This window comes from Bacillus rhizoplanae (assembly GCF_917563915.1).
In the GTDB taxonomy this organism is placed as follows: Bacteria; Bacillota; Bacilli; order Bacillales; family Bacillaceae_G; genus Bacillus_A; species Bacillus_A rhizoplanae.
In genome coordinates this window covers 103530-125183 of sequence record NZ_CAKJTI010000008.1, presented here as the reverse complement: position 1 = coordinate 125183, position 21654 = coordinate 103530, and the positions used below count along the sequence as shown (strand labels likewise).

The window sequence follows — 21654 nt, the reverse complement described above, 5'->3', positions numbered from 1 at the left end:
AAAGGGGGGAGGGGGATTACTAGTGTTGAGTTTAATGATGAAAATCATAAAAAAACCGGCCATAGAAGATATCGTATTTAACATACAAAACAACGAAGGAGATAAGGAAGCTTTTATCGCACAGTATCGGCCTTTTATTCGAAAATCAATCTCGTCTGTTTGTCGCCGGTATATTACGGAGCAGGATGATGAATATAGCATTGGATTGTTTGCGTTTAATCAAGCAATTGAACAATATTCATATAAAAAAGGAAAATCTTTTCTGGCGTTTGCTGAGCTTCTTATAAAAAGAGATGTAATTGACTATATACGCAAGGAGTCTAGGCATAATCTCGTCTTTTTAAAAGAAGACCAGCAAGAGGAAATGGTAGAAATGCAGGCATCGCTTACGGAGTATATGAAAGAGATGGAAAACAGTAACCGTAAGGAGGAAATTCTTCATTTTCAAAGTGTACTAGACGAATTTAAAATCACATTTGCAGAGCTTGCGAAGGAATCTCCAAAGCATCGTGATACGCGTGAGCACTTAATAGAAATTGCAAAGATTGTTATAAAAGAAGAGAAAATGATAGAAGAGCTGTTCCGAAAGAAAAAATTACCGCTTAAACAAATTGAACCGCGTGTTAGGGCGAGTCGGAAAACGTTGGAGCGGCACAGAAAATACATTATTGCAATGTGTATTATCTTTGTAAACAACTATACATATATTCTTGATTATATAAGAGGGAGGAAGAATGATGAATAAAGGGATTGTGATGGATATTAAAAAACATCACGTAGTTGTTTTAACGCCAGACGGAGAGTTTATCACGTTTAAAAGAAAATCGCACTCTTATATGATTGGAGAGGAAGTCTCGTTTAACGAACAAGAACAAAGAGTACCGCGTTTTTCAATCCCTTCTTTCTTAAAGCCTGCATCGTTAATTGTTGCTTGTTTTCTATGTGTTTTTCTGTTTTTCTACAACCAACCGGAAGAAAAAGCACTCGCTTATGTCTCTGTTGATATTAATCCAAGTTTAGAGGCGAGTGTAACAAAGGATCTTCGTGTTATAGAATTGCGAGCTTGTAATGATGATGGAAAGCGCATTTTAAAAGAAATGAAACAATGGAAAAATCAATCTTTGCAGGACGTAGTACATACCATTGTAAAGCAAAGTCAAGAGGATGGATACTTAACGAATGACAAGCAAGTTATGTTAACATCTGTTACAGAGGAAAAGTCGCTAGAACCGCAGTTGCAAAAGGCTATGCAAGGGTTAAAGAAAGAGTATGAGACAAAACATGTTGCAGTCGTATATCAAGACAGTACTATGCAAGTGCGCGAGAATGCCCAAAAAGCAGGAGTCGGCACAGGTGTTTATATAAAGCAAGAGAATGAGAAGAAGAAATCGCTTGTTCCGCCGCCGTCGTCTAATCAGGAGCAACAGCCTCCAGAGGTACAATCGCAACCAGAGTCGCCACCGGATGCATCATCAAATTCGTCATCGAATTCGTCTTCTGTAAAGGAAGAAAGACATGAGGAGCAAGAGCAAAAAGAACAAAAGCAATCCCAAGAACAGCAGCCCCAGCAACCAAAAAGAAATAATGGGCATCAAGAAGGAAACAACGATAAAGAGTATAAAAGAGAACAGAAACAAGAAGATAAAGAGCAGAAACAAGAAAATAAAGAGTATAAAAAAGAACAGAAACAAGAAGATAAAGAGTATAAAAAAGAACAGAAACAAGAAGACAAAGAGCATAAAAAAGAAGACAAATAAGTCCCTGCTCCAAAACATGAGGGGAAAGAAAAATCTATAGAGTATTTAAAAAGCATAGGGTGTTGTACACCTTATGCTTTTTTTATCCCGTATTAACGGGCAGTAAGAACCCCACTGATGGAAGTTTCGCTTTATGTAAAAATTGGAAATGAAACTTCATCTTCAAAACGTACGGGGCGTAGCCTATTTTAAGGTGGGAGTTTTCATCTACAGCTACTTTTGCGTAATTTAGGCCTGAATATGCCTCAACTTAACTCGGTTGTTGTGATTGTAATACCTATATATTTTGTTTTTTTAAAAAATTGATGTGATAAGTATGGATAAACCAATTTTTGAATGTTGTTAAAATATTCAAAAAAAATATTCCTTTTCTGATTTTTTGTTATATAATATAAACATAAAATCAAATCTGTTATAAAACAGTTTGAAGAGAAGGAGATGCTAATATGTCGACACAAACTTCACGGGTCACACTCGTTGGAGAAGTATTACCGGCGTATTTGGAGATTTTGACACCAGAAGCACTCTCGTTTTTAAAAGAGCTGCATAAGAATTTTAACGAGCGCCGTAAAGAATTACTACAGAAACGAATAGAAAAACGAAAGAGAATTGATACAGGAGAGTTGCTGTATTTTTTAGAGGAAACTGCACATGTTCGAGTGGATGATTGGACCATTGCGCCGCTTCCGGATGATTTACAAGACCGCCGCGTAGAAATTACAGGTCCGGTTGATCGCAAGATGGTTATAAATGCTCTGAATTCAGGAGCACGTATATTTATGGCAGATTTTGAAGATTCTAATGCACCGACATGGCAAAATTCAATTGAAGGACAAATAAACTTACGAGATGCAGTTAAGGGAACGATTTCATATGACAATTCAAATGGTAAAGAGTATTGTCTCAATGAACGAACAGCTGTATTAATGGTACGTCCACGTGGATGGCATTTACAAGAAAAGCATGTGTTAATAGATGGTGAAGAAATATCAGGCAGTTTATTAGATTTTGGACTGTTCTTTTTTCATAATGCAAAAGCGTTAATAAAAAAAGGGAGCGGTCCATACTTTTACTTACCTAAAATGGAGAGTTACTTAGAAGCGAGACTATGGAATGATGTGTTCGTATTTGCACAAAAATATATTGATATTCCAAATGGAACGATTAAAGCAACCGCACTTTTAGAAACGATTCACGCTTCATTTGAGATGGATGAAATTTTATATGAGCTTCGCGATCATTCAGCAGGGTTAAATTGCGGACGTTGGGATTATATTTTTAGCTTCTTAAAAACTTTCCGCAATCATAAACAGTTTCTACTTCCGGACCGGGCACAGGTGACGATGAGTGTTCCGTTTATGCGCGCTTATTGTTTGCGTGTGATTCAAACGTGCCATCGCCGCAATGCACCGGCAATGGGAGGGATGGCAGCACAAATTCCAATTAAGAACGATTCGGTAGCGAATGAAGCTGCATTTGAGAAAGTACGTGCCGATAAAGAGCGTGAGGCGTGTGATGGACATGATGGGACTTGGGTTGCCCACCCGGGACTTGTACCTGTAGCGATGGAAGTATTTGATCGCATTATGAAAACACCAAATCAAATATATCGAAAACGAGAAGAAATTAGTATAACAGAACAAGATTTATTAGAAGTTCCTGTGGGAACGATTACAGAAGCCGGCCTTCGTACAAATATTAGCGTTGGGATTCAATATATTGCATCGTGGTTAAGCGGCAGAGGCGCAGCACCGATTTGTAATTTAATGGAAGATGCGGCAACCGCAGAAATTTCACGTGCACAAGTGTGGCAATGGATTCGTCACGAGGAAGGAAAGTTAGAGGATGGAAGAAAGATTACGTTTGCGCTGGTAGAACAGTTCAAAACAGAAGAGTTAGCAAAAATAGAACAAGAGATTGGTAGGGATCGTTTTGAAAAAGGACGATTTATAGAAGCTACGAAATTATTTACTACTCTTGTTATGAATGATGAATTTGAGTCGTTTTTAACGTTACCAGGGTATGAAATTTTATAAAGTGAAGTCTCCATCAGTGGAGTCTTACTGCCCGTAAATAGCGGGATAAATGAAGAAAAGGGGATGGAAGAAATGGTAAATGAAAGAGTACAACAGTTACAAGAGAGTTGGGAGCTTAAACGCTGGAAAGGGGTTACACGTCCATATTCTGCAGAAGATGTCATTCGTTTGCGCGGATCGATTGATATTGAATATACGTTAGCACGCCGCGGCGCGGAAAAGCTTTGGAATTCTCTTCATAGTGAAGATTACATTCATGCATTAGGAGCATTAACTGGGAATCAAGCAATGCAGCAAGTAAAGGCAGGTTTGCAAGCAATTTATTTAAGCGGCTGGCAAGTAGCAGCAGATGCAAACTTGGCAGGACAAATGTACCCAGACCAAAGCTTGTACCCAGCAAATAGTGTGCCGGCAGTTGTAAAGCGTATTAATCAAACACTACAGCGTGCTGATCAAATTCAGCATATGGAAGGCAGTGGTGATATTGATTACTTTGTACCAATTGTTGCCGATGCAGAAGCTGGCTTTGGCGGACAGCTTAATGTATTTGAACTCATGAAAGGAATGATTGAAGCAGGAGCGGCTGGTGTTCACTTTGAAGATCAGCTTTCTTCGGAAAAGAAATGTGGTCATTTAGGCGGAAAAGTATTACTACCTACACAAACGGCAGTGCGCAATTTAGTATCAGCACGTCTTGCGGCTGATGTAATGGGAGTACCAACGCTCATTATCGCAAGAACGGATGCAGATGCAGCTGATCTAATTACAAGTGATATTGATCCTGTTGATAAGTCGTTTATTACAGGAGAAAGAACACCGGAAGGATTCTTCCGTACGAAAGCTGGACTTGACCAAGCGATTGCGCGCGGCTTAGCATATGCACCGTATGCAGATCTTGTATGGTGTGAAACATCTGAACCGAATTTAGAAGATGCGAAACGTTTTGCAGAAGCAATTCATGAAAAATTCCCTGGTAAACTATTAGCTTACAACTGTTCGCCGTCCTTTAACTGGAAGAAAAAATTAGATGATGAAACAATTGCAAACTTCCAAAAAGAAATTGCATCTTACGGATATAAATTCCAATTTGTAACGCTTGCTGGTTTCCATGCTTTAAACTACGGCATGTTTGAATTAGCGCGCGGTTACAAAGAACGAGGTATGGCTGCCTACTCAGAACTGCAGCAAGCTGAATTTGCAGCAGAGCAATACGGCTATTCTGCAACGCGTCATCAACGCGAAGTAGGTACAGGATACTTTGATGAAGTAGCACAAGTGGTTACGGGCGGAACTTCGTCGACAACAGCATTGAAAGGATCTACAGAGGAAGAGCAGTTTACGCGATGATAATAGAGAGAGTCAGCTTTCGAGCTGGCTTTTTCTTTTGTTACAAATATTTCGAAAGGTTAGAGTATAAAGTTTCATATAAGGAAATGTTATTTTATACAGGAAGAATACGCTATTTAAATTTAGTATTTATAAAGATATATAAAAGGAAACTTTAATCTAATAATAAGAAATTGTAAAAAAAATGAAAATGACGAGTATTCCTAAATTGAAATGGTACAATTATCCATGTAGATAATTACATAAAAATTATCTAAAAATGAAAAAGGAGAGAAAAAAGATGACTAGTGAAGCTGAAAAATACACGCCACAGTACATTATTAATTCAAAAACGATTGCTCTACTTCCAATTGTTTTGAAAGATAAACGAATTGTGACGCGCGTGATTGAAGAAAGTGATGAGTTTTTTGTGTACCAAAAACCACTTGAGATTGTGGAGCAAAGCTGTCGTCAATATGGAGCTAGCTTTGGCGGGCGGAAAGACGGCACGAAAGAATACACAGGTTTTACGCATAAAGCACCGATTGCAATCAGTCCTACAGATCATATTTATTTTTTCCCCACATTTTCTTACTCTCGCAAAGAATGTGCCTGGTTATCTCATTTTCATATTGAAAGTGTGACAAAACTTCCGCATGGAAATATTCTCATTGAATTCATAAATGGTCAGACAATTAAACTAGAAGTATCTAAAAACAGCTTTGAAAATCAAAGAAATCGAACTGCACAGCTGCGTGCAGAATTTGAAGATAGAAAAAGAAAACAAACAGAGCCCAAGTTTTTAATGGTTAATCAAAATGAAATTTTAGAGCTAAAACCAGCATATGAGAAGATGTATCTTTTAAAGAAAGAAGATTGATGATATGGAACAAGAAAAAGGAAGGTAGATTCCTCCTTTTTCTCGTTCATACATAGAAAACTTGTTAATCAAAATAAGAGTTTTAATTCCGTATTAACAGTGCGGCTATTATCGAGACAATATTCATTAGTATTTAGCGTATGGAGTAATCTTTACAGGGTCAGAAATAAATGTTGTATTAGTCGTTGAGTTAATCATTTTAACTCTGTAAGATTGCGGCATTGATAATGATGGTTTTGAAATTCCTAATGACATCGCACAACCTACAAAATATTGCGGGTTTCTTGTAAGTGGATACACAACATTTTCTCATGTTCCATCTGGTTGTTGTACTTGCCAAACTACTTTACCAGATCCAAAACTTGAGTCGACAGGTATTTTTAGATAAATAGAACTTGTGTTTATATTTTCATATACTGTTGGTGTTTTGTGAACATAATTTTCAGTTTCTGCAGCAAAAGTAACAGTTGAACCTGCCCCTATTACTAAACTTAATGCTAAAAAAGTTGATTTAATCAACTTTTTTATAATATCACCTTTTTTCTGATATATTAAGTTTTATAGATATAAGTATATCATACTTAAAGGGAATGTTAACTAATGGTTTTTCCGTTATCAACAGAATTTTTTTTAGCTGTTTTGAAAATCGAGTATGTGAGATGATTTTCATGTAGATGAGTTCCCACATCTTATTATGTGCGCATATAGTTAACCCTCTTTTTAGTCCCTAATATGTCTTGTCGGAGACTTTTTTCATAGAAAGAATTAGGTGCAGGTTCTATCTGTTTTTTTCTATATTTTCTTCTTCTCGCAAATTATGTTTTACATTTTTTCTTCAGTATGATATAGTTAATGTACAGTTGAATACTTAAATCAAGCAATCCATATGTTATCAAATGCCGTGAAACTAGCGAGGAAATTATGTATGTGTTCTGTTTCGCATTTGATAATGTGTGGATTCTTTTTTTATGTTGTGAAAACTACAAATTATATTTATTTTCTAGGAGGAAGTTATTATGAAAACAGGTCAAGTAAAATGGTTTAACAATGAAAAAGGTTTCGGTTTCATCGAAGTTCCAGGCGAAAACGATGTATTCGTACATTTCTCTGCTATCACAACTGAAGGTTTCAAATCTTTAGAAGAAGGCGAAAAAGTTAGCTTTGAAGTAGAAGATGGTAACCGTGGACCTCAAGCTAAAAACGTTGTAAAACTATAATCTTATAGATCATAGTGTGAAAAAGGATGGCAAATGCCATCCTTTTTTTGTTATTTGAAACAGGATTTTCTCTTAAAAATATGGAACACTAATAAATATATATCTAGTTGTCATATATGTTATTTCCCCTTATTGTCCAATAATGGTAAAGTAATAACGGGAAAAGATAAAAATGGAACTTCTATTGAGAAATGTTTTTCTCATTGATGGAAAGTTTGCACCAATCGGGCTCTTACACGAAATATCCTCCTCATTTAGAAAAAATGTTACTGCCCGTTAGAGCAAGGTAAAGGGGTACAGAGTAGAATGGATTTTCAAACAATCAAAGAATATTTCACAATAGAAAATTTGAAACATGTGTTAGAAAGCTACCAGGCGTTTGGCCCGTTAATTGGAATGGGTCTTCCGATGATCGAAGCGTTTATTCCAGCTTTGCCGCTCTTTTTATTTGTTATGGCAAATGCGGTTGCTTTTGGATTATGGCTTGGCTTTTTCTATTCATGGCTCGGATCATGTATAGGAGCATTGCTTGTATTCTTTATCATTCGTCGTTTTGGCAGAAGTCGTTTTTTCGCTTTTGTAAATAAGCATCCACAAGTACGCAGTGCGATGACATGGATTGAGCGAAAAGGATTTGCACCAATCTTTCTTTTACTTTGTTTTCCGTTTACACCATCAGCACTCATTAATGTTGTAGCAGGATTATCGCGTATTAGTAAACGGCAATTTGTTTTAGCTCTCTCTCTCGGTAAGCTTGTGATGGTTTTCGTGCTAAGTTACGTTGGGCATGATCTTGCTTCTTTTATGCATAACCCAGTAAAAACAGTTATTGTACTCGGTGTCATTTTTATTTTATGGTATGTCGGAAAGAAAGTTGAAGTAAAGCTTGAACTGAGTAGAGATTAGACTTCGTAAGTTAGTGCAGCCCTGTTATAGAAAAGGGAAAGGGAAGTGGCATGATGAAGCGAAAGTGGAAAAAAGAAAGCGTAGAGTGGATGAGAACCATTTTTATAGGTGTTTTATTAGCTGTATTTTTTCGCACTTTTTTCTTTGCAACGTATGTTGTGGAAGGAAAATCGATGATGCCTACACTTCAAGATGGTAACATGCTGATCGTGAACAAAGTTGGTTATCGACTTGATGAGTTAAACCGTTTTGATGTTGTTGTCTTTCATGCAAATAAACAGGAAGATTATGTGAAGCGAATTATCGGTCTGCCAGGGGACCAAATTTCATACAAACATGATAAACTATATATTAACGGAAAATTTATTGAAGAACCATATTTAGATGCATATAAAAAGCAAATTCATGGACGACAGCTAACAGGTGATTTTACTCTAGAAGAGTTAACGGGAGAAAAGGTTGTTCCGCAGGGATTTATCTTTGTAATAGGAGATAATCGTTTAGGAAGTTGGGATAGTCGTCACTTCGGATTTGTAAAAATAGAACAAGTTGTTGGAAAAGTTGATTTGCGCTATTGGCCAATCAATGAAGTACAAACAAATTTCTCTAAAGGGTAATTCGAAATTTCGAATTACCTTCTTTTTCTGATATATCCTGATTGATAGAGGTTTATTTATAGAAAGGCGGGTTTACATGTCACTTCGATTTATTATAGGACGAGCTGGAAGTGGAAAGAGTACATTGTGTTTGCAAGAAGTACAACAAGCACTGCAGCATCGCCCAAAAGGTGAAACAATTTTATATCTTGTGCCAGAGCAGATGACGTTCCAAACGCAGCAAGCATTAATTAATGGAAATGTGAGCGGCTCGATTCGTGCGCAAGTATTTAGTTTTTCTCGTTTAGCGTGGAAGGTGCTACAGGAAGTGGGCGGAGCAAGTCGCCTTCATATTGATGAATCTGGCGTGCACATGTTGCTTCGTAAAATTGTGGAGGCGCGTAAAGAAGAATTATATGTCTTCCAAAAAGCAGCGGAGCAAAACGGATTTTTTGAACAACTTGGCAGTATGATTGCTGAATTTAAACGCTACAATTTAACGCCGTCAAATGTGTATGCGATGTGGCAAGAGTTAGACGCTCATAGCAGTGGAAATGAACAGAAATTGCTGGCAAATAAAATGTATGACTTGCAGCTTCTGTATGATGATTTTGAACGAGCGTTAATTGGAAAATACTTAGATTCGGAAGATTACATGCAGCTTTTATTTGAAAAACTTCCACATTCAGAGTATGTGAAAGATAGCATTATTTATATTGATGGATTTCATACATTTTCACCACAAGAGTTAGAAATTGTAAGACAACTATTAAGATGCGGGGCAAAAATAACAATTGCATTAACGCTCGCTGAACAAACGCTATCAAGCAAGGCGAATGAGCTAGATTTATTTTACCAGACGCTTATAACATATGAAAAAGTAAAGGAAGTAGCAAGGGAAGAGAAAATCATTATTGAAGATACAATTATAATGAGAGAACAACCGCGCTTTATTTCAAGAGCACTTGCGCATTTAGAGGCGCATTATGATTCTCGTCCGTATGCAGAATTTCAAGGAGAATCACAGATTACACTATATTCTGCGGCTAATTTGCGGGCAGAGGTGGAAGGTGTTGCGCGCGAAATTCGTAGGTTAGTAGCAGAAGAAGGCTGTCGTTATCGTGATATAGCTGTTCTTCTTCGCAATGGTGAAAGCTATTACGATATGATCAAGACGTTGTTCGTTGATTATAATATACCATTATTTATTGATGAAAAACGTCCGATGCTTCATCATCCATTAATTGAGTTAATTCGCTCAGCCTTAGAAGTCATTAGTGGGAATTGGCGTTACGATGCGGTATTTCGCTGCGCGAAAACCGAACTGTTGTACCCGTTAGATGTGAATAAAGCGAGAATACGTGATGAAATGGATGAATTTGAAAATTACTGTTTAGCGTATGGGGTACAAGGGAAACGGTGGACTTCAGAAGAACCATGGACATATCGTCGTTACCGCTCATTAGATGGTGTACATGGCGGCCAAACAGATAACGAACGAGAAATGGAAGAAAAGATTAACCGCCTTCGTGAGATTGTTCGCACACCTATTATTCGCTTGCAAAAGCGATTAAAACGAGCAGCAACAACGATGAGCATGTGTGAAGCGGTCTATTTATTTTTAGAAGAGCTAGACGTTCCGAAAAAATTAGAAGAGTTACGCTTGCGAGCAGAAGAAGAAGGGAACTTCTTATTTGCGAATGATCATGACCAAGTGTGGGAACAAGTGATTACGCTTCTGGATACGTGCGTTGAAATGCTTGGAGAAGAGAAAATGTCTCTTTCTATGTTTGTAAATGTTATGACGACAGGATTAGAATCACTCCAGTTTGCTAATATTCCGCCGTCTTTAGATCAAGTTTTAATTGCAAATATTGACCGTTCTCGTCTTTCTAACATTCGGGCAGCATTTGTGATTGGAGCAAACGAAGGGATTATTCCAGCTGCGCCATCAGATGATGGTGTATTATCTGATGAAGAACGAGAAGTACTTGTTTCAGCGGGAATAGAACTTGCACCAACAGCGCGGCAAAAGTTATTAGATGAACAATTTGTCATTTATCAAGCGGTTACTAGGGCAGCTGAGAAGTTATATATTTCTTGCCCGCTCGCAGACGAAGAAGGGAAAACATTACTAGCATCTAGTTTCATAAAGAAGATGAAAAGAATGTTTCCTTCTGCAGCCGAAATATTTTTAACGAATGATGTAAATGATTTGTCATCTCGTGAGCAAATTTCATATGTTGCAACGCCAGAAGTGACACTTTCGTATTTAACGCAGCAACTGCAAAACTGGAAACGATACGGTTTTGAAGGGAATCTTTCTTTTTGGTGGGACGTATACAACTTTTATGTTACGTCGCCAGAATGGAAGCAGAAGAGTAGCCGTGTGTTATCAAGTTTATTTTATCGAAACCGGGCTCGTAAGTTGAGTAACACTGTAAGTCAGGAGTTATACGGTGACAAAATTAAAGGCAGCGTATCACGTATGGAACTCTTTAATCGCTGTGCGTATGCACATTTTGCGCAGCATGGATTATCTTTGAAAGAACGTGATATTTTTAAATTAGATGCACCAGATATCGGGGAACTGTTCCATGCAGCTTTGAAAAAGATTGCTGATAAGCTGTTGAAAGAAAAGCGTACTTGGGCTGATTTAACAGTAAAAGAGTGTGAATATCTTTCTGTCACAGTCATTGAGGAATTAGCACCGCTTTTACAGCGTCAAATTTTATTAAGTTCGAATCGTCATCATTATTTAAAACATAAATTGCAGCAAATTATTTTCCGTACTTCACTTGTTTTAAGAGAGCATGCAAAGTCGAGCGGATTTGTACCTGTTGATTTAGAAGTAGGATTCGGTATGGGTGGAACAAATTCATTGCCAGCTATGCAATTTGAACTACCAAGTGGTGTGAAAATGGAAGTAGTCGGCCGAATTGACCGTGTTGATAAAGCAGAAGATGAAACGGGAACGTTTTTACGTATTATTGATTATAAATCGAGCGCTAAAAAACTAGATTTAACGGAAGTATATTACGGCTTAGCGCTGCAGATGCTGACGTATTTAGACGTTGTTACGACAAACGCAAGCAAATGGATGAAACAAGGCGGAACTGCAAATCCTGCAGGAGTCCTTTATTTCCATATTCATAATCCAATTGTTGAAATGAAAGGTGACGTATCAGAGATTGAAATTGAACAAGAGATTTTAAAGAAATTTAAAATGAAAGGGCTTGTCCTTGGAGATGCTGATGTTGTTCGGTTAATGGATAACACATTAACGACAGGAAGCTCTAATATTATTTCAGCGGGCCTCAAAAAAGATGGCAGCTTTAGCGCACGTTCTGATATTGCAAGTGAACAAGAATTTGATGTACTGCAAAAATACGTACATCGTACATTTGAAAACATTGGGACAGATATTACAGAAGGTGTAATTGATATTGCACCGTATAAAATGGGGAACAAAACGGCATGTACGTTTTGTAATTTCCGCTCTGTTTGTCAATTTGATGAGTCTCTAGAAGATAACAAATATAGAGCGTTACAAGATATGAAAGATAGTGAAGCGTTAGAGAAAATGAGAGAGGGGACCCAGTCATGACGATACAAACTTGGCCAGCAAAACCAGAAGGAAGTCAGTGGACCGATGATCAGTGGAAAGCGATCGTTGCTGATGGCCGTGATATTTTAGTTGCAGCTGCAGCTGGGTCCGGGAAAACAGCGGTACTTGTTGAACGCATTATCCGTAAAATGATTCGGGAGGACAATCCAGTTGATGTCGATCGTTTACTTGTTGTGACATTTACAAATGCAGCGGCGCAAGAGATGAAAAACCGAATTGGTGAGGCTTTAGAAAAAGTATTAATTGATGATCCAGCCTCACCGCACATTCGAAAACAGTTAAGTCTGCTTAACCGGGCATCTATTTCGACAATCCATTCTTTCTGTTTACAAGTGATTCGTACGTATTATTATATGCTCGATATTGATCCGCGTTTTCGCATTGCGAATGAGACGGAAAATGAACTATTAAAAGAAGAAGTACTGGATGACATATTAGAAGCAGAGTACGGCATGCAGCAGAATGAATTGTTTTTTGAACTTGTCGATCGTTATACGAGCGACCGTAGTGATGATGACCTGCAGCGCATGATTTTAGCACTCCATACAGAATCTAGAGCACATCCAGATCCAAACGGTTGGCTTGATAAATTGGTTGAAGCATATGACGTAGAGGGAAAAACAATTGAAAATCTTATATGTGCCTCGTATTTATTGGAAGATGTAAAGGTTCAGCTTCAAACGGCAAAACAATATGTAGAAAAAGCAATCGAACTTGCGATGTTACCAGATGGACCAGCACCGCGCGTTGAAACGTTGCAAGCTGATCTCCTGTTACTTCAGAACTTGTCCGGGGCAGCGAATGAATCTTGGACAAGCACATACGAAGCGATGCAAACGGCTTCTTGGCAAACGTTAAAGCGCATTAAAAAGAGTGATTATAATGAAGTGATTGTGGAACAGGTTGATTCTTTACGTAATAAAGCGAAGGATGTAGTAAAGAAATTGCACGAAGAATTATTTAGCCGCAGTCCAGAAAGCTTTTTACGTGATTTTCAAGATATGCATCCCGTACTGCAAAAGCTTGTTGATCTCGTGAAAATATTTACCGAACAGTTTCAAGTAATTAAGCGTGATAAAGGGATAGTTGATTTTACAGATTTAGAGCATTTTTGCTTGCAAATTTTAAGTGAACGTTCGAGCGAGGGAGACATTCGCCCATCACCAGTTGCGTGGCAATATCGTAATAAATTTACAGAAGTGCTTGTCGATGAATATCAAGATACAAACTTTGTACAAGAATCCATTATTAAACTAGTAACAAAAGACTCTGAGCAAGACGGCAATTTATTTATGGTGGGCGATGTAAAACAGTCCATATATCGTTTTCGTTTAGCAGAACCAGGATTGTTTTTAGGGAAGTATAGACGCTTTACATCTGAAGGTATAGATGGCGGCATGAAAATTGATTTAGCAAAAAACTTCCGCAGCCGTCATGAAGTACTAGCAGGGACAAATTTTATTTTTAAACAAATTATGGGCGAGGCTGTCGGGGAGATTGATTATGATGAAGACGCTGAGTTGAAACTTGGAGCAAGTTATCCAGACGGAGCGGATACATCAGCAGAGCTGTTATTTATTCATCAATCAGACAGCACAGCAGTGGATGAAGAGGAAGGCGTGGGATTAGAAAAAGCACAATTAGAAGCACGCCTCATTGCGCAAAGAATAAAGGAAATGGTCGATTCTGGTTATGAAGTGTATGACCGAAAAACAAATGGTATGCGCCCCGTTACTTACCGTGATTTTGTTATTTTACTGCGCTCTATGCCATGGGCGCCGCAAATTATGGAAGAATTAAAACAACAAGGAATTCCGGTTTATGCAGAGCTTTCGACTGGCTATTTTGAAGCGACAGAAGTGAATATTATGATGAATTTGTTTCGCGTAATTGATAATCCAGCGCAAGATATTCCGTTAGCAGCTGTTCTGCGTTCACCTATAGTTGGATTAACAGACGAAGACCTTGCAATGTTACGTACTCACGGGAAAAAGGGCTCCTTTTATGAAGTGATGCGCTCTTTCTTGCAAGGATCACCGTTAGAAGAAGAGAAAGAATTGCATGAGAAGGTGTTATGGTTTTACGAACATTTGCAAGTTTGGCGTGAATTTGCTCGTCAGCAGTCGCTCTCTGATTTAATTTGGAAAGTGTACCGGGAAACAGGCTATTATGACTTTGTGGGTGGTCTTCCTGCTGGTAAGCAGCGTCAAGCAAACCTCCGCGTGTTATATGATCGCGCTCGCCAATATGAAGCGACTTCATTTCGCGGTTTATTCCGCTTCTTACGTTTTATTGAACGTATTTTAGAACGCGGTGATGATATGGGTACAGCGCGTGCTCTTGGAGAACAAGAGGATGTTGTTCGTATTATGACCATTCATAAAAGTAAGGGATTAGAGTTTCCGGTTGTGTTTGTGGCAGGACTTGGAAGACGTTTTAACACACAAGATTTAATGAAGCGTTTCTTGCTGCATAAAGATTTTGGATTTGGCTCGCAGTTTATTGATCCGAAAAAGCGTATTAAATATACGACATTATCACAGCTAGCGATTAAGCGGAAAATGAAAATGGAGCTCATTGCAGAGGAAATGCGTGTGCTATATGTAGCTTTAACACGTGCGAAAGAAAAGCTCATTTTAATTGGGACAGTAAAAGATAAAGAAAAAGAAATACAAAAATGGCTCGATGCACGTGAGCATACCGACTGGTTATTGCCGGATTATGTACGTGCCGGAGCAACTTGTTATTTAGATTGGATTGCACCGTCATTATGCAGACATAGAGATAGTGATATGCTTTTTGAGATGGGACAAGGAAATATTCCAACTGATATATATGAGTATGATGCGAACTGGAAAGTAGAAGCAATTGACGGAGCGGGATTGCAAGCACCGGAGCCACTAAAAGAAGAAAAGCAAGAGCTATTAGAAGCGCTTCGAGAACAAAAGTCGGTTTCTGTGTGCAGTGAACAAAAAGACGAAGTGTATGAAAGATTAACATGGCAGTATGGATTCCAAGATGCAGCAACGCACCGAGCAAAGCAATCTGTTACGGAAATTAAACGAAACTATCAAGTGGAAGAAGGCAGTGATACAACGTTTATAAAACGAGTTCGTGCACCGATTGAAACACGCCCGCGTTTCATGGAGAAAAAAGGGCTGACGTATGCAGAGCGCGGGACGGCTGTTCATACTGTTATGCAGCATGTAAACTTAGCAAAAGCAATAACAATTGAAATCATTCAGGAACAAATTGCTGAAATGGTAAATAAAGAGCTCTTAACATTTGAACAAGCAGAAGAAATAGCGCCGGAAAAAATTGTTGCGTTTTTTGAAACAGAATTAGGTAAACGCGTATTAGCTGCAGAAAATGTAGAGCGCGAAGTGCCATTTACGATGATGTTATCAGCAGAGGAAGCATATCAAGATTGGAAAGATGAGCAAGATGAATCGATCCTCGTTCAAGGTGTTATTGATTGTATGATTGAAGAAGAGGATGGCATCGTTTTAATTGATTTTAAAACAGATACAATTGAAGGTCGGTTCCCAGGTGGGTTTGAACAAGCGAAATCCACATTAGAAGAACGCTACAAAATACAGTTGGAACTTTATCGTAAAGCACTTGAGAAAAGTTTGCATCAACCAGTAAAAGAAACATATTTATACTTCTTTGATGGCAGCCACGTATTACAAGTAAAATAAGGTAAAATTCAATAAGTGTGTCGCAAGTAGATAAGCATGGACTTGATTAAAGTTTGATTGGACAAAGAACGAAAAAACGGAGGGGGATTTCCTCCGTTTTTTCGTTATCCCTGTAAAGTGACAATAAAGTTATTTAACAATGGATTATCAACGACTGTTACAACCTATGCAATCCTGCGAATAATCAGCGGGATTGCTCGTGATAGACCAAACATCTGGATCATGAAGCCCTCTAAGAGTATTATTTATGTGAAGAGCAACGCATCAAAATAGTGTTTGCTAGTCGTTCTGGAGCTTCGCTTTCAATTACTATTTTGTCAAACTCATATCCTTTCAAACTAAGAATGATTACTTTATTGGCGTCATGATAGGATAAGAAATATTTCTCTTCATCAATAATGAAAAGCCCAGCTTTATAACCAAATGTAGCAATGCCTGTTCTTCTAATAGCTGTCCAGGGAAACTTGAAATTTCCCACTTGTACTTCTTCGACTGAAGTGTAAGGAACTTTTATCATTTTTCTCAAAGTAGTAACCGCTGTCCATCCTGAAATATTCAATATTAAATCACTATCATCTAATACAATTTGAACACTCATCTTTTATCTACTCCTTTTTATAATGTCACGACTCATTTATCCCGCAGTAACGGACAGTAAGCCTCCCACTGATGGAAGTTTCACTTTACTATCTTTTAAGTTCTCTTCATACGTATGCTCCATCAAGGTTACTGTTATATATATTTAGTTACATAGAAGGCAACTCTTTTCGAGATAAATAGAATTTTGATAAAAACAGGAAAAATGCTATGAGTAATAACGTTACAGCTAATGTTGGTAATAAGTGAGGTAAAGCATTGCCGGTTATCATGATATTGACTGCATGATTCGTCAAATGCGCGGGATTTAAAACTTGAAATCCAGATCCAAATGCGGTTACGGCTTTCAAAAGAATCAGAACAAAGATTGATAACACAGCAACTGCCGAGGATCTAGATAGTAAAACGCCCATCATTAATGCTAGTGTTAACATAAACAGGCACCAAATGTAATAGACGCCAAGCCCTGCCGCGACTCTAGCTAATGGTACAGAGTTATACAAATAGAATGTGTAAAATATTGCCGTGATCATTCCGGTTGTAACTGCACCTGCGACAATAGCGGCCTGCCCAATCCACTTGCTCAGCAAATACGCGCCTAGTGTTGTGTTGCGTGTCAAAATAAACGTCAGCATTCCGCTGTTTTTATCCGATACAACGATGCCCATCATACCAATTACGAGAACAATTAAGCCCAATTGATCAAATTGACTGGTTAAGGTTGAAGCCAATACATCTTCTGCAGTAAACTTAGGTAATGTAATATTCATACCTTCAGGCAATCCACCAGCAACCTGCAAAATTTGAGGTAAATAATAGGATGAAAGAGGCTGAATGATTCCTAAAAGCATAAATACTATAGGAAACCACAATAACTTATAACTTCTTCGAGCTTCAAGCCATTCTTTGTTTAATAGAACAGATAAGTGGTTCATGTTTACTTCACCATCCTTAAAAAGATTTCTTCTAGACTTTCTTGTACTAGTTCGAACTTTTGAACTGGCAGTTGTAAACGATTAATATTGTCTAATAGCCAGATTCTTCCCTGTTCAATGTTTTTAACACGCACTTTTGCGGAACTACCTGTTTGTACAATGGATTCAACGATATCTTCGTTTTCAAGTTGTGGAGCCCACTCGCTAACTCGAGGCGCTTGAATAATAAAAACAGGTTGTTGATTTTGCTTGATTATTTGATTAATAGAGCTGTTAAAAAGCAATTTACCTTGGTTTAAGATAAGTATCTTATCGCAAAGCTCTTCCGCATCGTGCAGGATATGAGTGGAAAAAAGAATGGTCGATTTCTGTTTGATTACTTTAAGCAATTCCAACATATCTCTTCGTCCTAGTGGATCCAGCGCGGAAACTGGTTCATCCATAATCAGTAACTTAGGTTGATGGATGAGTGCCTGGGCGATGCCCAACCTTTGCTTCATTCCTCCAGAATAGGTTCCGATTTGCTTATCCTTCTCTTTACTCAGCCCCACTAAGTCTAGTAATTCGTGCATTCGTTGTTTTAAACTTTCCTTATCTATACCTGAAAGTCCACCCATGAATTCGAGCAATTCCTTTCCTGTCATCCACGGATAGAAAGTGGGATGTTGCGGCAAGTATCCAATAAACTGACGCATTTGGTCATGACGCTCCCCTTGGAATAGAATTTGACCACTTGTAGGTTTTGTTATATCTAAAAGCATTTTGATAATAGTTGTTTTACCAGCTCCGTTTGGACCAAGGAGAGCGACACATTCACCGTCACCGATTTGAAAATCAATGTCTTTAATGACTTCACGATTCCCGTAATTTTTTTGAAGATGGTTCACCTGGATTATGCCCATATTACCGTTCTCTCCTTCCTACGGTGAAATACAAAATCGGACCGAAAATACTAACAAAAACAATAATTGCGACCCAAAGCCATTTGTATTCATTGCTAGGATCCCTTTTTAACAAATCCCATAATGCTACAGAAATTAAAATTAATTGTAAAATTAGGAGGGGAAGAAGAAGTGGCAACCAATTCCAAAGTTCCTCTATCCCAATTTCATAACCATAATGCATTTGCGATTCCTCCTTATTCTTTTTGTGATTTTTGTGGAATAAACATGCCTGCAAAAATTCGAGTGGTTCGTTCAGGCGTCGACTTGTTATTTATCACTTTTTCAATAGACTTATTAATAGACTGGACGAGTTCCTGAAATTCTCCATCCGTCAGATGAATAGGTGTATACCAATAAGCGAATCCATCTTCTTTATACTGTTTTGGGGAAGTCTCTGTCAGATACGATGTCACTAACTGAAGCAAATTACCGTGGAATACTGAAAAATGGCGAATATGGTCTTCCTGTGAAGTCGTTTCAATTTCTTTTTCAGGAACCTGTAAGTTCTCTTTTTTGACCGCAAACACTCGTTCTTCCGTTCCTTTAACTTTTTTCGTATTAATGATCTCAATAAAATTTGCCGCAATTAAAAGATTAATATGACGATATAAAGTAGCTTGAGGAACATCGCCAAGTGCATCTAAAAGTTGTGCAATCGTTAGTGGTTTACCTAGCAGCAATTGTTGTATAATCCGCATTCGAATAGGGTGAAGAAGCAAATCAGCTTTTTTTGTCATTGTATTGTCCTCTCCAATTATTATCATTTTATAAAATGATAATAGCATTTATTTTTTAAAATTTCAAACAATTAAGAAGATATATTTCAAAGGTGTATTTGTGGATACCACTACACTCATTCTTTTTAGAACAATTATACTTATTGGGGAAATATGGACATTTTATAGAATAACAGAACGGGTATTTTTAAATAACTTTATTGTAAATGAAACGACTTTATTGCCAATCAACAATCCCGCTATTCGCGGGCAGTAAGACCCCCACCTCAAGATTCAGAGAGAAGCGAAGAAGGGAGGTGGGGGATAACTGCTGGCATGCGCCCGATTGGTACAACTAACCTTCAGTGGAAACCCCTCACTGAAGGAAATTTCACTTTATGCTGTTCCGATTTGATCTTGATCAGCTACATCTGAATCAAATGTATTTGTACCACTTACACCGTTAAATGTATTAAGGACAAAAGCAACATTTGATGAGCCAGATCCATTATAAGCTTTCGTATTTTCTTTTGGAGATACATTATAGAAGTCTCCTAAGTTGAAAGAGCCGTTACTATTTTGAACGACTAAGTTCCCGACAACAGACGGCATATTTTCACCTACTTCATTTTGCTTTTATGGTACTATATGATTTATTTGCTAAAAGGTTCTTCTGTAACAAAGTGGCGAATTTGTAAAATACGTGAGTTTGAAAATACGTAATCAATAGATCCGACATGAAGGCAAGCCGCGCTTAACATACTTTGAATGGTAATACAGCCTACTTCGATAAAGGGATTTTCATTAATGACATTCATGTTTACTTCGTTTATACGAGTTGGAATCGTGATTTCGTCATCAACAAATATTTCATATGCTTCCCAATTTCCTTCTTGAGACAAAAAGTAAGGAATTTCGCGTTGAACGACAATCGCTCTGCTTTTTAAGTCCACATGATTTGTATCGCCAATTTGAATAACGGCACCAAGCCCAAGCGAGACAACAGAAGGCTGGTGTACAACTGAAATATGTCGCATAACGATTTCTCCTTATCGAGGAGTAGTAGGTACAGCAGTTACGAGTGGTACAAACGGACCTCCTGTAACAGATTCAAATGGTGTGTCTAAAATAGAAGATGAAATAATAAGGTTTGCATCGCCAATTAAGAATAAAGCAGACGAAGATAACCCAAACATTCTAATGGTTCCTACTTTGATTTCATGATTAATAACAGTAAAATTCATATGCATTTACTCCTTTCGGAAGTTATGTGGTATATGCTGAATAAAGGAAAGGAACGCTTTATCAATATCTTGTTTCATTGCTTGGATAATGACTTCTTTCATATACTGTGGATTAGATGTAATTTCTGGATGTGGCTGTACTTGAGATAAATAGTATGGGAGACGGTGTTCCATTTGTTGCTTTATGTCATCGATCATCATTTGACGGTACATATCGTCAAGAGGTGTTCGTTCTTCCTGTTCAAAATGAAGAATACGACTATATGCTTCTTCTTCAAGATAGCGGTGCATTTCTTGAATGATGTCTTGATAAAAATCAGGATTCACTTGGGTTTCAGGGTTTACTTTTAATGTTTCAGTATCAACGTTAAAGTCTTCAATCATTTCCCCGTTGCTTGTAAAAGGATTTAAACCGATATTTAATGTACCATTTAAATTTTCGACTTTTAGCTGATCGAATTTATATTCTACTTTTCCAATCGAAGAGGATGGACGCTGTTTCAATTCTTCTACTTGTGTTGTTAGCTGCGCCAGTTGTGTTTCTAAAGCATGTATTCTTTCTTGTTGTTGTTGAATCACTTGTTGCATTTGTTGTAAATAAGTGTATAGATCTTGACTCACTGCTAGAAGCCTCCTTTTCAATCTGGAGGGTATATTGGTATATGTCTATGATATTAGCACTTTAAGAAGAACTAGGAGGATAAATAGAAATAATTTGCCCTTTTGCTGTTAGCGGCCGGGTTGGCTCTGTAAATCCACCTGTATTAGAAAATTTTGACAATGTTTTAATGCTGCCGGCACTTCCAATTTGAAAAACAGATGAAGTTGTAATACTACCTACTCTTAAATTGTTAATGATAATACTTTGATGTACACACAGTTGCAATTTCCATTCCCCTCCTTTAATAAGTAGCAGTTATTGGCTGATCGATAACATCATTATCATTTACATTTGTCGTACTTTCATAATTATATACTGATACATTTTCTCCAACATTAAAAGAACCCGCTCCTGCAAATGCACGGGAATAACTAATGGGACGAATGGCAAATACATCTCCAATATGCAATACACCACTTGATCCGATATTAACAATATTAATGTGTCCAACCATTGCAGGCATAGAAAACACCTTTCGTGTTAAAAATTTTTGTATTTGTCCCTTTTTAA

At 37.7% G+C, this 21654-nt stretch carries 21 protein-coding genes and 1 pseudogene; 10 read left to right on the top strand and 12 right to left on the bottom strand.

Going from position 1 to position 21654, the window contains the following annotated elements; genetic code table 11:
- The first annotated feature begins 22 nt into the window (after positions 1–22).
- The 5 genes and pseudogenes from sigI to LRP84_RS10515 all read left to right on the top strand — a co-directional run bounded on the left by sigI (position 23) and on the right by LRP84_RS10515 (position 5999).
- Positions 23–745, top strand: coding sequence for an RNA polymerase sigma factor SigI (sigI, locus tag LRP84_RS10535; protein WP_230575034.1), 723 nt, complete (start codon positions 23–25; stop codon positions 743–745).
- Positions 738–1613 (top strand): annotated as a pseudogene (locus LRP84_RS10530) (anti-sigma factor domain-containing protein); the annotation flags it as partial. The gene sigI and the pseudogene LRP84_RS10530, both read left to right, overlap by 8 nt.
- 590 nt (positions 1614–2203) lie before the next feature.
- Complete coding sequence (gene aceB / locus LRP84_RS10525) at positions 2204–3793, top strand: malate synthase A (protein WP_230575033.1); 1590 nt, start codon at positions 2204–2206, stop codon at positions 3791–3793.
- A 72-nt stretch (positions 3794–3865) separates the two neighbouring features.
- Positions 3866–5140 (top strand): isocitrate lyase, encoded by a 1275-nt coding sequence (gene aceA / locus LRP84_RS10520; protein WP_230575032.1) that lies wholly within the window; start codon positions 3866–3868, stop codon positions 5138–5140.
- A 280-nt stretch (positions 5141–5420) separates the two neighbouring features.
- A complete protein-coding gene (locus LRP84_RS10515; RefSeq protein ID WP_230575031.1) occupies positions 5421–5999 on the top strand; it encodes a competence protein ComK in 579 nt (192 codons plus the stop codon).
- A 309-nt stretch (positions 6000–6308) separates the two neighbouring features.
- Here LRP84_RS10515 and LRP84_RS10510 read toward each other — a convergent pair whose 3' ends face one another.
- Complete coding sequence (locus LRP84_RS10510) at positions 6309–6518, bottom strand: hypothetical protein (protein WP_230575030.1); 210 nt, start codon at positions 6516–6518, stop codon at positions 6309–6311.
- 497 nt (positions 6519–7015) lie between these two features.
- Between LRP84_RS10510 and LRP84_RS10505 the strand changes: the two genes are divergently transcribed.
- The 5 genes from LRP84_RS10505 (at position 7016) to addA (ending at position 16047) form a co-directional block, all read left to right on the top strand.
- Positions 7016–7216 carry a cold-shock protein gene (locus LRP84_RS10505; RefSeq protein ID WP_020059863.1) on the top strand — a complete coding sequence of 67 codons (201 nt, stop codon included), beginning with the start codon at positions 7016–7018 and terminating at the stop codon, positions 7214–7216.
- A 306-nt stretch (positions 7217–7522) separates the two neighbouring features.
- Complete coding sequence (locus LRP84_RS10500) at positions 7523–8122, top strand: TVP38/TMEM64 family protein (RefSeq protein WP_230575029.1); 600 nt, start codon at positions 7523–7525, stop codon at positions 8120–8122.
- A gap of 53 nt (positions 8123–8175) precedes the next feature.
- Positions 8176–8739, top strand: coding sequence for a signal peptidase I (gene lepB, locus LRP84_RS10495; protein WP_230575028.1), 564 nt, complete (start codon positions 8176–8178; stop codon positions 8737–8739).
- A 76-nt stretch (positions 8740–8815) separates the two neighbouring features.
- Positions 8816–12325, top strand: a complete 3510-nt coding sequence (gene addB / locus LRP84_RS10490) for a helicase-exonuclease AddAB subunit AddB (RefSeq protein WP_230575027.1) — start codon at positions 8816–8818, stop codon at positions 12323–12325.
- Positions 12322–16047, top strand: a complete 3726-nt coding sequence (addA, locus tag LRP84_RS10485; RefSeq protein WP_230575026.1) for a helicase-exonuclease AddAB subunit AddA — start codon at positions 12322–12324, stop codon at positions 16045–16047. Before addB ends, addA begins: the two co-directional genes overlap by 4 nt.
- A gap of 241 nt (positions 16048–16288) precedes the next feature.
- On the opposite strand, the gene LRP84_RS10480 is transcribed toward addA, so the two are convergent.
- The 11 genes from LRP84_RS10480 to LRP84_RS10430 form a co-directional block, all read right to left on the bottom strand.
- Positions 16289–16645, bottom strand: coding sequence for a hypothetical protein (locus LRP84_RS10480; RefSeq protein ID WP_230575025.1), 357 nt, complete (start codon positions 16643–16645; stop codon positions 16289–16291).
- 148 nt (positions 16646–16793) lie between these two features.
- On the bottom strand, positions 16794–17579 hold the full coding sequence (locus tag LRP84_RS10475; RefSeq protein ID WP_230575024.1) for an ABC transporter permease: 786 nt from the start codon (positions 17577–17579) through the stop codon (positions 16794–16796).
- A gap of 2 nt (positions 17580–17581) precedes the next feature.
- The gene (locus tag LRP84_RS10470; protein WP_230575023.1) at positions 17582–18481 is read right to left on the bottom strand and encodes an ABC transporter ATP-binding protein; all 900 of its coding nucleotides are present in this window, start codon (positions 18479–18481) and stop codon (positions 17582–17584) included.
- A gap of 1 nt (position 18482) precedes the next feature.
- The gene (locus LRP84_RS10465) at positions 18483–18704 is read right to left on the bottom strand and encodes a PLD nuclease N-terminal domain-containing protein (protein ID WP_230575022.1); all 222 of its coding nucleotides are present in this window, start codon (positions 18702–18704) and stop codon (positions 18483–18485) included.
- Between the two features lie 13 nt (positions 18705–18717).
- Positions 18718–19260 (bottom strand): helix-turn-helix domain-containing protein, encoded by a 543-nt coding sequence (locus LRP84_RS10460; protein ID WP_230575021.1) that lies wholly within the window; start codon positions 19258–19260, stop codon positions 18718–18720.
- Between the two features lie 375 nt (positions 19261–19635).
- Complete coding sequence (gerPF, locus tag LRP84_RS10455) at positions 19636–19851, bottom strand: spore germination protein GerPF (protein WP_090915729.1); 216 nt, start codon at positions 19849–19851, stop codon at positions 19636–19638.
- Positions 19852–19892: 41 nt separating this feature from the next.
- Entirely contained in the window at positions 19893–20276 is a 384-nt protein-coding gene (locus LRP84_RS10450; RefSeq protein WP_230575020.1) for a spore germination protein GerPE, read from the bottom strand.
- A gap of 12 nt (positions 20277–20288) precedes the next feature.
- The gene (locus LRP84_RS10445; protein ID WP_230575019.1) at positions 20289–20483 is read right to left on the bottom strand and encodes a spore germination protein GerPD; all 195 of its coding nucleotides are present in this window, start codon (positions 20481–20483) and stop codon (positions 20289–20291) included.
- Between the two features lie 6 nt (positions 20484–20489).
- Positions 20490–21104: a spore germination protein GerPC gene (locus tag LRP84_RS10440; protein ID WP_230575018.1), complete on the bottom strand. Its 615-nt coding sequence runs from the start codon at positions 21102–21104 to the stop codon at positions 20490–20492.
- Positions 21105–21165: 61 nt separating this feature from the next.
- Positions 21166–21369, bottom strand: a complete 204-nt coding sequence (locus tag LRP84_RS10435) for a spore germination protein GerPB (protein WP_230575017.1) — start codon at positions 21367–21369, stop codon at positions 21166–21168.
- 16 nt (positions 21370–21385) lie between these two features.
- The gene (locus tag LRP84_RS10430) at positions 21386–21607 is read right to left on the bottom strand and encodes a spore germination protein (RefSeq protein ID WP_230575016.1); all 222 of its coding nucleotides are present in this window, start codon (positions 21605–21607) and stop codon (positions 21386–21388) included.
- Positions 21608–21654: the final 47 nt, after the last annotated feature.